Source organism: Pseudomonas fluorescens (assembly GCF_902497995.1).
In the GTDB taxonomy this organism is placed as follows: Bacteria; Pseudomonadota; Gammaproteobacteria; order Pseudomonadales; family Pseudomonadaceae; genus Aquipseudomonas; species Aquipseudomonas fluorescens_BK.
Genome location: NZ_CABVII010000028.1, coordinates 22,368 through 35,384 on the forward strand (window position 1 = coordinate 22,368; position 13,017 = coordinate 35,384).

The following is a 13,017-nucleotide window of genomic DNA, read 5'->3' on the forward strand; positions in this document are numbered from 1 at the left end:
ATAAAAAATCGCAGCCTGCGCAAGCTTTTACGCGCTCCCGCCCCCTGCGATCCTGAACTTGTCGCAGGCAGCTCGAATGGCTCAACTACTTTTGTGCAACTTGCTCATCAACTCCGCCTCAGCCTGGGTCAAGCCACAGGACTGAGTCAGTTCATTGACGCTCGCACCCATGCCCACCAGGCGAGCCGCCTGGGCGAACGACAGGCTCGACGGGTCGCGCTGTTCCAGCTGCGCCAGTTTGTCCGGCAACGGCCCGACCACCGCGCGCAATTCTTGCAGGTCCTGGCCCATGCGCACGTTACTGTTCTGGTAATCGTCGACGCGCCTGGCCAGGTCCTTGAGGCGCTGATCGCGCAGCGCGTCGCCCCGGGCCTGTTGCGCGGCGATCAGCTTTTGCGCGCGAACGTAGGCCAGGAACATCGCCAGCGTACCTGCCCAGAAGAGGAACAGGACAAAGACCGCCACCTCAAGCATCAATCAGATGTTCTCCAGGTCCGACCATTCTTCTTCGCTCATCATCTTGTCCAGTTCGACCAGGATCAGCAATTCGTTGTTCTTGTTGCACACGCCTTGAATGAACTTGGCGGACTCGTCGCTACCGACGTTCGGCGCCGTTTCGATTTCCGACTGACGCAGGTAAACCACTTCGGCCACGCTGTCGACCATGATCCCGACCACTTGCTTGTCGGCCTCGATGATGACGATGCGGGTGTTGTCGCTGATCTGGGCGTTCATCAGGCCGAAGCGCTGACGGGTGTCGATCACGGTGACCACGTTGCCGCGCAGGTTGATGATGCCCAGCACGTAGCTCGGGGCACCCGGTACCGGGGCGATTTCGGTGTAGCGCAGGACTTCCTGGACGCGCATCACGTTGATGCCGTAGGTTTCATTGTCCAGCTTGAAGGTTACCCATTGCAGGATCGGATCTTCGGAACCTTTTGCAGACGACGCCTTATCATTCATACCCTGCCCCCTCGAAAAACCGCGCTGGCGGTGAGTGTTCTGTGCGGCGACTTTGAGTGCCGCCATCCGTTAGTCATGTCGCTTCTATATTGATTGACGGGCCGGCTAGCTGCCGCCCATGTGCCTTGCCCCACCGCTGGCTATCAGCTCGGCCAGTTCGGCAACGTCGACCGGAGCATTCGCGACTGGAGCCTCAGGTAGCGCCTCGATTTCCAGCGGCAGCGCTTCGGTCGTCTCCACCAGCAAGCTGTCCAGATAGGATTGCAGCGCCAGTTGTGGAGGTGAAGTGATCTTCACTGGCCGGTTCATGCGCGCTCCTACAGGGGCGGCGTCTGCTTCGCGGGCACGTCGGGCCGCCGGGGTCGGGTTCATCTCAGGCCACCTGCGGAACGAGTTGCGCCGCCAGCAGGTGTTTGAGCAGGGCGCGGTAAGCGAGGACGCCGCGGCTCTTGCTGTCGAATTGCGACGGGGTGAGCCCCGCGCAGCTGGCATCGCGCAAGCGGGTGTCGACCGGAATATGGCCTTGCCAGATTTCCTCCGGGTACCTGTCGCGCAACACCCGCAGCGTCCCGAGGGATGCCTGGGTGCGGCGATCGAACATCGTCGGCACGATGTTGAACGGCAGCGTCTGTTTGCGTGAGCGGTTGATCATCGTCAGGGTGTTGACCATGCGTTCCAGGCCTTTGACCGCCAGGTGCTCAGTCTGCACCGGGATCACCAGCTGCTGGCTCGCCGCCAAGGCATTGACCATCAGCACGCCGAGCAACGGCGGGCTGTCGATCACTGCGTAATCGAAGTCCTGCCACAACTGCGCCAGGCTCTTGGCAATCACCAGGCCCAGGCCGCTCTGGCCCGGCGACTGGCGCTCGAGGGTCGCCAGTGCGGTGCTCGACGGCAACAGCGAAATGTGTTCATGACTGGTGGGCAACAACAACTGACCAGGCAAACCCGCAGGTACACTGCCCTTGTGCAGAAACAGGTCGTAGCTGCTGTGCTCCAGGCGATCGGGGTCGTAACCGAAGTAACTGGTCATGGAACCGTGGGGGTCGAGATCGACCACGACCACGCGCTTGCCCGCCTCGGCCAGTAACCCGGCCAAAGCGATGGAGGAAGTGGTTTTACCGACACCACCCTTTTGATTGGCGACTGCCCAGACTCTCATTGGATTGTTCCTCCCGGTCGAAAGGCTCGACCGAGAATTAGCTCAGGGTATTAATGCGGGTGACGGAGAATTGACGGCAGTCTCTCGTCCCGGCGACTTGACCGGGGTCGGTGCAGTTTGTGTGCCAGCACGCTTCAATGCGGCATCCGGTCTGGCATGGGCGGTTCCGGTGCCGGTAAGGCTGCGACGTACATCGAGATTTCGCGACACCACCAGCACCACGCGACGGTTGCGCGCCCGGCCCTCGGCGGTAGCGTTGTTGGCCACCGGCTGGAACTCACCGTAACCCACCGACGCCAGACGGCCGGGGTTCACCCCCTGCATCGCCAGCATGCGCACGATGCTCGCCGACCGCGCTGAGGACAGCTCCCAGTTGGTCGGGTATTGCGCGGTGCGGATCGGTCGATCGTCGGTGAAACCTTCGACATGAATCGGGTTGTCGAACGGCTTCAGGATCGCGGCGATCTTGTCGATGATATTGAACGCGATGTCGCTGGGCATGGCGTCGCCGCTGCCGAACAACAGGCTGGAATTAAGCTCGATTTCGACCCACAACTCATTGCCGCGCACGGTCATCCGGTCGGAGCTGATCAGGTCGCCGAACGCGGCGCTGATGTCATCGGCGATGCTTTTCAGCGGATCGCTGGCGGCCTGGGCGATGCCGGCGTCGATCTGCTCGCTGTCCTTGACCAGCGGCTTGGCCGGGGTCACGGTCTTCGGTCGCTCGTCGCCGACGGGGATCGGCTGGAGCGCGCGATCGGAGTCGGCAAAGACGCCGATCAACGCTTGGGAAATCACCTTGTACTTGCCTTCGTTGACCGAAGAGATCGAGTACATCACCACAAATAAGGCGAACAGCAAGGTGATGAAGTCCGCATAGGACACCAGCCAGCGTTCGCGATTGACGGTTTCTTCAGGTTGCCGGCGACGAGCCATCGTCCATGACCTCCATCAATCCATGAAGCCTTGAAGCTTCAACTCGATAGAGCGAGGGTTTTCACCTTCGGCGATCGACAGGATGCCTTCGAGCATCATTTCGCGATAACGGGACTGGCGCAGGACGACGGACTTGAGCTTGGCGGCAATCGGCAGCAGCAACAGGTTGGCACTGGCCACGCCGTAGAGGGTGGCGACGAAGGCCACAGCGATGCCGCTGCCCAGTTGCGAGGGGTCGGCCAGGTTGCCCATGACGTGGATCAGGCCCATCACCGCACCGATGATGCCGATGGTCGGCGCGTAGCCGCCCATGCTTTCGAAGACCTTGGCGGCTTCGATGTCGCGGCTTTCCCGGGTGTAGAAATCCACCTCCAGAATGCTGCGAATCGATTCCGGCTCGGCGCCGTCCACCAACAGTTGCAGGCCTTTGCGCGAGTAGTTGTCGGGTTCGGCGTCGGCCACCCCTTCCAGGCCGAGCAGGCCTTCCTTGCGCGCGGTCAGGCTCCAGCTCACCACGCGATCGATACCGCCGGCCAGATCCACCCGCGGTGGGAACAGGATCCAGACCAGAATCTGCAGGGCGCGCTTGAAAGCGCTCACCGGCGACTGCAGCAGCGCCGCACCGACGGTGCCGCCGAGGACAATCAATGCCGCCGGGCCGTTGGCCAATGCGCCGAGGTGGCCGCCTTCAAGGTAGTTGCCGCCGATGATCGCGACGAACGCCATGATGATCCCGATCAGGCTCAGAACATCCATCAGACACAAGCCTCGACCAGATGCTTGCCCATCTCGTCCAGGCCATACACCGCGTCGGCCAGTTCGGCTTTGACGATGGCCATCGGCATGCCGTAGATCACGCAGCTGGCTTCATCCTGAGCCCAGATCGAGCTGCCAGCCTGCTTGAGCAGGCGCGCACCTTCGCGACCGTCGGCGCCCATGCCGGTCAACACCACCGCCAGAACTTTGTCACCGTAGGACTTGGCCGCCGAACCGAACGTGATGTCCACGCACGGCCTGTAATTCAGGCGCTCGTCGCCGGGGAGGATTTTCACCGCGCCGCGGCCGTCGACCATCATCTGTTTGCCACCCGGTGCCAGCAGGGCGAGACCCGGACGCAGGATGTCGCCATCCTCGGCTTCCTTGACGCGGATGCGGCAGAGCTTGTCCAGACGCTCGGCGAACGCCTTGGTAAAGGCCGCCGGCATGTGCTGGACCAACAGGATCGGTGCCGGGAAGTTGGCCGGCAACTGGGTCAGCACCCGCTGCAGGGCAACCGGGCCGCCGGTGGACGTGCCGATGGCGACCAGTTTGTAGGCTTTGCGTTTTGGCGCGGGCGACGACGGCGGCGCGGCCGGGGTGCGCGCCGGAATCGGGGCCGGGGCCGGACGCGCAGGCGCGCTGCTGCCGTAACTGCTGACACTCGCAGGCGCAGGCGTCGGGGCTGGCGCGGCGACCGGGGCCGGAGCGCTGTAGCTGACACGCCGGTTACTGCGCGAGAGGCTCAGGATCTTCTCGCACAGCAGTTGCTTGACCTTCTGGGGATTGCGGGAAATGTCTTCGAAATTCTTCGGCAGGAAATCCACCGCGCCGGCGTCCAGCGCATCCAGGGTGACCCGGGCACCTTCATGGGTCAGCGAGGAGAACATCAACACCGGGGTCGGGCAGCGTTGCATGATGTGCCGCACGGCGGTGATGCCATCCATCATCGGCATCTCGTAGTCCATGGTGATCACGTCCGGCTTGAGGGCCAGCGCCTGATCGATCGCCTCTTTGCCGTTGGTCGCCGTGCCGACGACCTGGATATTCGGATCTGCTGAAAGAATTTCCGAGACACGGCGGCGGAAAAACCCCGAATCGTCCACCACCAGGACTTTGACTGCCATAAACACTCCGTTAGACGCAGCGGGGCCTCAGTCGCCCCGCCCCGCCAGAATCAAATACGCCGTGTGGCGTAACGCTTGAGCATGCTCGGAACATCGAGAATCAACGCGATGCGGCCGTCACCGGTGATGGTGGCGCCCGATATGCCCGGGGTTCCCTGGAGCATTTTGCCCAATGGCTTGATGACCACTTCTTCCTGGCCCACCAGTTGATCGACGACGAAGCCGATCCGCTGGGTGCCCACCGTAAGGATCACCACATGGCCTTCACGCTGCTCTTCGTGAGCGGCGGAGCGGACCAGCCAGCGCTTGAGGTAGAACAGTGGCAGCACCTTGTCGCGCACGATCACCACTTCCTGGCCGTCCACCACGTTGGTGCGCGACAGGTCGAGGTGGAAGATCTCGTTGACGTTCACCAGCGGGAAGGCGAACGCCTGGTTGGCGAGCATGACCATCAATGTCGGCATGATCGCCAGGGTCAGCGGCACCTTGATGACGATCTTCGAGCCCTGGCCCTTGACCGAGTAGATGTTGATCGAACCGTTGAGCTTGGAAATCTTGGTTTTCACCACGTCCATGCCCACGCCACGACCCGAGACGTCGGAGATCTCGGTCTTGGTCGAGAACCCCGGGGCGAAGATCAGGTTGTAGCACTCGATGTCGCTCAGGCGCTCGGCCGCGTCCTTGTCCATCACCCCGCGCTTTACCGCGATGGCACGCAGGGCGTTCGGGTCCATGCCTTTGCCGTCATCGGAGATCGACAGCAGGATGTGGTCGCCTTCCTGCTCGGCCGCGAGTATCACCTTGCCGCCGCGGGACTTGCCCGAGGCTTCGCGTTCTTCCGGCGTTTCGATGCCGTGGTCGACGGCGTTGCGCACCAGGTGGACCAGCGGATCGGCCAGGGCCTCGACCAGGTTCTTGTCGAGGTCGGTTTCTTCGCCGACCAGCTCCAGGTTGATCTCTTTCTTGAGCTGGCGCGCCAGGTCGCGAACCAGGCGCGGGAAGCGTCCGAAGACCTTCTTGATCGGTTGCATCCGGGTCTTCATGACCGCGGCCTGCAGGTCGGCCGTGACCACGTCGAGGTTCGACACGGCCTTGGACATGGCCTCATCGGCGCTGTTGGCACCCAGGCGCACCAGGCGGTTGCGCACCAGCACCAACTCGCCGACCATGTTCATGATTTCGTCGAGCCGCGCGGTGTCGACCCGTACGGTGGTCTCGGCTTCGCTGGCGGGCTTCTCGGCCGGCGGCGTCGCGGGTGCACGCGCAGGCGCCGACTCCAGCGCCTGGACCGCGAAGTTGCCCTTGCCATGCAGCTGATCGAGCAGTGCTTCGAATTCTTCGTCGGTGATGTCGCAGCTGTCGCCTGCCGCTTTCGGCGCAGACGATGCGGCGGGCGCTGCTGACGCAACCACGGCGTCGACAACCGGCGCCGCTTCATCGGCCGATTGCGGCTCGGCCAGCCGCGCCAGGGCCGCCAGCAATTGCGGCGTGGCCGCCGTGACCGGGCTGCTTTCGCGGACCTCGGTGAACATGTTGTTCACCGTGTCCAGCGCTTCGAGAACCACGTCCATCAGTTCCGAGTCGACGCGACGCTCACCCTTGCGCAGGATGTCGAACACGTTCTCGGCGATGTGACAGCACTCCACCAGCTCGTTGAGCAGGAGGAAGCCGGCGCCCCCTTTTACAGTGTGAAAACCGCGAAAAATTGCATTGAGCAAATCCGCATCATCCGGTCGGCTTTCCAGCTCGACCAGCTGTTCGGACAGTTGCTCTAGAATCTCGCCGGCCTCAACCAGGAAATCCTGAAGGATCTCTTCATCGGCGCCGAAGCTCATTAAGGGGGTGCTCCTGACAGGTCTTAAAATCCAAGGCTGGAAAGCAAATCGTCCACATCGTCCTGACCGGACACAACGTCTGCTCTGTTATCGGCACGAATCTGCGGACCTTCACCCCGAGCGAGCTGTTTTTGCGGATTTTTTTCTGCCCACATCGCTTCACGGTCATGTTCGATGCCCGCAAAACGGTCCACCTGACTGGCCATCAGCACGAGCTTGAGCAGGTTGCTTTCAACTTCGGTGACCATTTGGGTCACACGCTTGATCACTTGACCGGTGAGGTCCTGATAATCCTGAGCGAGCAGGATATCGTTGAGGTTGCCCGCCACAATGCGGTTGTCGGCGCTGCTGCGTGTCCTCGACTCGAAATCGCCCTGTGAAGATTCTTTATGCCCCATAGCTTCCCCGTGGCGCAGTGGCTCAACCGATGCGCTCGAAAACCTTCTCGATTTTTTCTTTCAACGCCTGGGCCGTGAAGGGTTTGACCACATAGCCGTTGACACCGGCCTGGGCCGCTTCGATGATCTGCTCGCGCTTGGCTTCAGCGGTCACCATCAGCACCGGCAGGTGCTTGAGCTTTTCATCGGCACGCACGTGGCGCAGCAGCTCGATGCCGGTCATGCCAGGCATGTTCCAGTCGGTGACCAGAAAGTCGATGCTGCCGCTGTTGAGCATCGGAATGGCCGTGGTGCCATCATCCGCCTCGACCGTGTTGGTGAACCCAAGGTCACGCAACAGGTTTTTGATGATCCTCCGCATCGTCGAGAAGTCATCAACGATAAGGATTTTCATGTTCTTGTCCAATTCGACCTCCAAGCAGTCTTGAACGCGCCCACCACCTGGACGCGCCATTTCAATCAATCCGGCGATACACTCGATGACTGTCTGGAGCACAACAGATCGAGACCGGCGCAGTTCACCACCCCGCCAGTCACGTTCGCAGTGTCCCCACACTGCCTTCAGCGCGCTCGCCACTCCCCCAAACGCGCCCGCAAACGGGCCGCGCACTGGCTGTGCAACTGGCTGACCCGGGATTCGCTGACCCCCAGGACCTCGCCGATTTCCTTGAGATTCAGCTCTTCGTCGTAGTACAGCGCCAACACCAGGCGCTCACGCTCAGGCAAATTGGCAATCGCGTCCGCCAGCGCCGCCTGGAAGCGTTCATCTTCCAGATCGCTGGATGGCTGCGGATGTGCACTCGCGCCATCCTCGTGCAGCCCTTCGTGTTCGCCGTCCTGCAACAGATCGTCGAAACTGAACAGCCGGCTGCCCAGGGTGTCGTTCAAAATCCCGTAATAATCGTCGAGACTCAATTGGAGTTCGGCCGCAACTTCCTGATCTTTAGCGTCTCGACCGGTTTTAGCTTCAATCGAGCGAATCGCGTCGCTGACCATGCGGGTATTGCGGTGGACCGACCGTGGCGCCCAGTCCCCCTTGCGCACTTCATCGAGCATCGCGCCGCGGATTCGAATGCCCGCGTACGTCTCGAAGCTGGCGCCTTTGCCGGCGTCATATTTGGTCGACACTTCCAGCAGGCCGATCATCCCGGCCTGGATCAGGTCTTCGACCTGGACACTGGCCGGCAAACGCGCCAGCAAGTGGTAAGCAATGCGTTTGACCAGTGGCGCGTAACGCTCGATCAGCTCGTACTGCGCGTCACGTGCCGACTGCTTGTAGAAGTTGTAGCCACTGGCTGTCATAGCACCGGACCTGCGGATTGTTGCACGAGGCGTTCGACGAAAAACTCCAGGTGCCCGCGGGGGTTGGCCGGCAGCGGCCAGGTATCGACCTTCTGTGCAATAGCCTTGAAGGCCAGGGAGCACTTGGAACGCGGGAAGGCTTCATAGACGGCGCGCTGCTTCTGCACGGCCTTGCGCACGCATTCGTCGTACGGCACTGCGCCGACGTATTGCAAGGCGACATCGAGGAAGCGATCCGTGACCTTGGTCAGCTTGGCGAACAGGTTGCGACCTTCCTGCGGGCTCTGGGCCATGTTGGCCAGGACGCGGAAGCGGTTCATGCCGTAATCGCGGTTCAGCAACTTGATCAGGGCGTAGGCATCCGTGATCGAGGTCGGTTCGTCGCAGACCACCAGCAACACTTCCTGGGCTGCACGAACGAAGCTGACGACCGACTCACCGATGCCCGCCGCGGTGTCGATCACCAGGACGTCGAGGTTATCGCCGATCTCGCTGAAGGCCTGGATCAGTCCGGCATGTTGCGCCGGGCTCAGATGAACCATGCTCTGCGTGCCGGACGCGGCCGGCACGATGCGGACGCCGCCAGGGCCTTGCAACAGAACGTCGCGCAGCTCGCAGCGGCCTTCGATAACGTCGGCCAGGGTACGTTTGGGTGTCAGTCCCAGCAGGACGTCGACGTTCGCCAGCCCCAGATCGGCGTCCAGCAGCATGACGCGCCGGCCGAGCTCAGCTAAAGCCAGGGACAAGTTCACTGACACGTTAGTTTTGCCGACGCCACCTTTGCCGCCGGTCACCGCGATCACCTGTACGGGATGCATGCTGCCCATGTTATTTCTTTACCTTGTCTTGCATAGACGGAGGCCACATTACTGGCTGCGCGTTCACCAACGGAACAATGCATGGCAGACCATCGATGTAGGTACAAAAACGATTCATCAATACCTCAGCCAACCTGCTTGGTCGGGCTGTGATAAATATCAGCGAACATATCAGCCATGGCTTCCTCACTGGGTTCTTCCTGCATTTGCACGCTGACCGCGCGACTGACCAACTGATGACGACGCGGCAGATGCAAATCATCCGGAATCCGCGGGCCATCGGTCAGGTAAGCCACCGGCAAACCATGGCTGATGGCCAGGCTCAACACGTCGCCCAGGCTGGCGGTTTCATCCAGTTTAGTCAGGATGCAGCCCGCGAGCCCGCAACGCCTGTAACTGTGATAAGCGGCCGTCAGCACCTGTTTCTGGCTGGTGGTGGCCAGGACCAGATAATTTTTTGACTTGATGCCGCGCCCGGCCAGGCTTTCGAGCTGCATGCGCAGTGCCGGATCGCTGGCTTGAAGGCCGGCGGTATCGATCAGCACCACACGCTTGCGCAGCAAGGGATCGAGCGCCTGCACCAACGATTGCCCCGGGTCGACGTGCGTCACCGGCACATTGAGGATGCGACCGAGGGTCTTGAGCTGTTCCTGGGCACCGATGCGGTAGCTGTCCATGCTCACCAGCGCGATATTCTGCGCGCCGTACTTGAGCACGTAGCGGGCCGCGAGTTTGGCCAGGGTGGTGGTCTTGCCCATGCCCGCAGGGCCGACCATCGCAATCACACCGCCCTCTTCCAAGGGTTCGATTTCCGGAGTGGAGATCATCCGCGCCAGGTGCGCCAGCAACATGCGCCAGGCCTGACGGGGTTCTTCAATGTCGGGAATCATCGCCAGCAAATCCCGGGACAACGGGCCGGACAGGCCGATGCGTTGCAGGCGACGCCACAGGTTGGCCTGGGCCGGGCGACTGCCTTGCAGCTGATTCCAGGCCAGGGAGCCGAGTTGCACTTCCATCAGTTCGCGCAGGCTGTTGAGCTCGAAACGCATCGAGTCGAAGGCACGCGGGTCGACGCCGCCAGTGGCAGCAGGTGGCGGCGCAGGTTGGGCAGGCTCGCTACAGGTCGGCTCGACCAGCGGCTCGGCGGCGGTCAACGGCAGGCCGGCGAACAACTGGCGATTGGTGCCCTTGTCGCTCTCGCCCTCGCTACGCAGGCTCAGTTCGGCCTGGGCGGTGACGATCCGCGACTGGGTCTTGCGCAGTTCGTCTTCGAGCTCCATGTTCGGCACCCGCGGCGCCAGCGCCGACAGCTTGTAATCCAGGGCTGCCGTCAGCTCGACACCACCGGCGATCCGGCGGTTGCCAATGATGGCGGCATCGGCCCCCAGCTCATCACGAACCAGCTTCATGGCCTGACGCATATCGGCGGCGAAAAAACGCTTGACTTGCATGAAGCACTACCTCAGCCGTTGGGCCCTACTGTCGCAACAATGGTCACTTGCTTGTTGTCAGGAATTTCCTGGTACGCCAACACATGCAAACCCGGGACGGCGAGTCGGCCAAATCGCGACAGCATCGCGCGAACCGGACCGGCTACCAGCAGAATCACCGGTTGACCTTGCATTTCCTGACGCTGCGCCGCCTCGATCAACGAACGCTGCAGCTTTTCAGCCATGCTTGGCTCCAGCAGAACGCCCTCTTCCGAGCCTTGTCCCGCCTTCTGCAGACTATTGAGCAATATTTGTTCCAACCTTGGCTCCAGCGTGATCACTGGCAGCTCGGAGTCAGTGCCTACAATGCTTTGCACGATTGCGCGGGATACGCCGACGCGGACTGCCGCCACCAGCGCGGCGGTATCTTGACTCTTGTTGGCGTTGTTCGCGATGGCTTCGGCAATGCTGCGAATGTCCCGTACCGGCACCTGTTCGGCCAACAACGCCTGCAACACCTTGAGCAGCTGCGACAGCGAGACCACGCCCGGCACCAGTTCCTCAGCCAGTTTTGGCGAGCTTTTGCCCAGTAAATGCATGAGTTGCTGCACTTCTTCGTGGCCGATCAGCTCACTGGAGTGCTTGTACAGAATCTGGTTCAAGTGGGTTGCCACTACGGTACTGGCATCGACCACGGTATAGCCGAGCGATTGCGCCTGGGCACGCTGGCTGACTTCGATCCAGACCGCTTCCAGACCGAAAGCCGGATCTTTGGCGTTTATGCCGTTCAACGTACCGTAGACCTGCCCCGGGTTGATCGCCAGCTCCCGGTCCGGGAAAATTTCCGCTTCGGCCAGGATCACCCCCATCAGGGTCAGGCGATAGGCGCTCGGCGCCAGGTCGAGGTTGTCACGGATATGCACGGTCGGCATCAGAAAGCCCAGGTCCTGGGACAACTTCTTGCGCACGCCCTTGATCCGCGCCAGCAACTGGCCACCCTGGTTGCGATCCACCAGCGGAATCAGGCGGTAGCCGACTTCCAGGCCGATCATGTCGATCGGGGTGACGTCGTCCCAGCCCAGCTCCTTGGTTTCCTGGGCGCGGGCCGGCGATGGCAGCAGCTCCTGCTGGCGCTGCACCTCTTGCAGGGCCTGGACCTTGACGCTGTTCTGCTTCTTCCAGAACAGGTACGCGCCGCCAGCCGCCAGGGCCGCCATGCTGAGAAAGGAGAAGTGCGGCATGCCGGGCACCAGGCCCATCACTGCCATCAAACCCGCCGCGACCGCCAAGGCTTTCGGCGAGGCGAACATCTGCCGGTTGATCTGCTTGCCCATGTCTTCGGAACCGGAAGCACGGGTCACCATGATCGCGGCGGCTGTCGATAACAGCAGTGATGGCAATTGCGCCACCAAACCGTCACCGATGGTCAACAGCGCGTACACCTTGCCGGCGTCGCCGAAGGTCATGCCGTGCTGGAAGATCCCGACCGCCATGCCACCGATCAGGTTGATGAACAGAATCAACAGCCCGGCGATGGCGTCACCGCGCACGAACTTGCTGGCACCGTCCATGGAGCCGTAGAACTCGGCCTCCTGGGCGACTTCGGAGCGTCTAGCCTTGGCCTGGTTCTGGTCGATCAAACCGGCGTTCAGGTCGGCGTCGATCGCCATTTGTTTGCCCGGCATGGCATCGAGGGTGAAACGCGCGCTCACCTCGGAAATCCGCCCGGCACCCTTGGTCACCACGACGAAGTTGATGATCATCAAAATCGCGAAGACCACGATACCGACCACGTAGTTACCGCCGATCACCACCTCTCCGAAGGCCTGGATCACCTTGCCGGCGGCGGCGTGACCGTCCTGGCCATGGAGCATCACCACCCGTGTCGAGGCCACGTTCAACGCCAGCCGCAGCAACGTCGCCACCAGCAGGATGGTCGGGAACACCGCAAAATCCAGTGGCCGCAAGGCGTAGACGCAAACCAATAGGACGACGATGGACAAGGCGATATTGAACGTGAAAAACACGTCCAGCAGGAACGGCGGCATCGGCAACATCATCATCGCCAGCATGACCAGCAGCAACAACGGCACGCCCAGATTGCCCCGACTCAAGTCGGCGACGTTGGTGCGGGCAGTGTTGAGTAGCTGAGAGCGATCCACCGGTTTTTCCCCGTGCCTTTAAAGCGAACTTTTGACGCCAGATGCCGGCGTAGAGGGGGTACTGCAAGAAACCTTCCAACTTTTGCGGGGGGTTGAAACAGAGGGGTTTATTCGGGGATTTGCGGTGC

At 61.7% G+C, this 13,017-nt stretch carries 12 protein-coding genes and 2 pseudogenes; all 14 read right to left on the bottom strand.

Translation table 11 applies throughout. The annotated features are described in order from the left end of the window. Positions 1 to 81 precede the first annotated feature (81 nt). The 14 genes and pseudogenes from F8N80_RS25995 to flhA all read right to left on the bottom strand — a co-directional run bounded on the left by F8N80_RS25995 (position 82) and on the right by flhA (position 12,889). Positions 82 to 477 carry a DUF2802 domain-containing protein gene (locus F8N80_RS25995; protein ID WP_150784989.1) on the bottom strand — a complete coding sequence of 132 codons (396 nt, stop codon included), beginning with the start codon at positions 475 to 477 and terminating at the stop codon, positions 82 to 84. After that, positions 478 to 963, bottom strand: a complete 486-nt coding sequence (locus F8N80_RS26000) for a chemotaxis protein CheW (protein ID WP_150748663.1) — start codon at positions 961 to 963, stop codon at positions 478 to 480. A 144-nt stretch (positions 964 to 1,107) separates the two neighbouring features. Beyond that, positions 1,108 to 1,272: pseudogene (locus F8N80_RS26005) on the bottom strand (chemotaxis protein CheW); the annotation flags it as partial. Positions 1,273 to 1,336: 64 nt separating this feature from the next. Next, entirely contained in the window at positions 1,337 to 2,125 is a 789-nt protein-coding gene (locus F8N80_RS26010) for a ParA family protein (RefSeq protein ID WP_150748662.1), read from the bottom strand. A gap of 42 nt (positions 2,126 to 2,167) precedes the next feature. Further along, positions 2,168 to 3,061, bottom strand: coding sequence for a flagellar motor protein MotD (gene motD / locus F8N80_RS26015; RefSeq protein ID WP_150748661.1), 894 nt, complete (start codon positions 3,059 to 3,061; stop codon positions 2,168 to 2,170). 15 nt (positions 3,062 to 3,076) lie between these two features. Then, positions 3,077 to 3,817, bottom strand: a complete 741-nt coding sequence (locus tag F8N80_RS26020) for a flagellar motor protein (RefSeq protein ID WP_150748660.1) — start codon at positions 3,815 to 3,817, stop codon at positions 3,077 to 3,079. Further along, entirely contained in the window at positions 3,817 to 4,944 is a 1,128-nt protein-coding gene (locus tag F8N80_RS26025; protein ID WP_150784990.1) for a protein-glutamate methylesterase/protein-glutamine glutaminase, read from the bottom strand. Before F8N80_RS26025 ends, F8N80_RS26020 begins: the two co-directional genes overlap by 1 nt. A gap of 50 nt (positions 4,945 to 4,994) precedes the next feature. Next, positions 4,995 to 6,779: a chemotaxis protein CheA gene (locus tag F8N80_RS26030; RefSeq protein WP_150784991.1), complete on the bottom strand. Its 1,785-nt coding sequence runs from the start codon at positions 6,777 to 6,779 to the stop codon at positions 4,995 to 4,997. Positions 6,780 to 6,802: 23 nt separating this feature from the next. Continuing rightward, a pseudogene (locus F8N80_RS26035) lies at positions 6,803 to 7,132 on the bottom strand (protein phosphatase CheZ); the annotation flags it as partial. Positions 7,133 to 7,199: 67 nt separating this feature from the next. Beyond that, entirely contained in the window at positions 7,200 to 7,571 is a 372-nt protein-coding gene (locus F8N80_RS26040) for a chemotaxis response regulator CheY (RefSeq protein ID WP_191632982.1), read from the bottom strand. 167 nt (positions 7,572 to 7,738) lie between these two features. Continuing rightward, the gene (gene fliA / locus F8N80_RS26045) at positions 7,739 to 8,479 is read right to left on the bottom strand and encodes an RNA polymerase sigma factor FliA (protein ID WP_150748851.1); all 741 of its coding nucleotides are present in this window, start codon (positions 8,477 to 8,479) and stop codon (positions 7,739 to 7,741) included. After that, positions 8,476 to 9,306 (bottom strand): flagellar synthesis regulator FleN, encoded by an 831-nt coding sequence (gene fleN / locus F8N80_RS26050; protein ID WP_150748850.1) that lies wholly within the window; start codon positions 9,304 to 9,306, stop codon positions 8,476 to 8,478. Before fleN ends, fliA begins: the two co-directional genes overlap by 4 nt. A 116-nt stretch (positions 9,307 to 9,422) precedes the next feature. Beyond that, positions 9,423 to 10,748 carry a flagellar biosynthesis protein FlhF gene (flhF, locus tag F8N80_RS26055; RefSeq protein WP_150748849.1) on the bottom strand — a complete coding sequence of 442 codons (1,326 nt, stop codon included), beginning with the start codon at positions 10,746 to 10,748 and terminating at the stop codon, positions 9,423 to 9,425. Positions 10,749 to 10,759: 11 nt separating this feature from the next. Next, the gene (gene flhA / locus F8N80_RS26060) at positions 10,760 to 12,889 is read right to left on the bottom strand and encodes a flagellar biosynthesis protein FlhA (RefSeq protein ID WP_150748848.1); all 2,130 of its coding nucleotides are present in this window, start codon (positions 12,887 to 12,889) and stop codon (positions 10,760 to 10,762) included. Between the last annotated feature and the right edge of the window lie 128 nt (positions 12,890 to 13,017).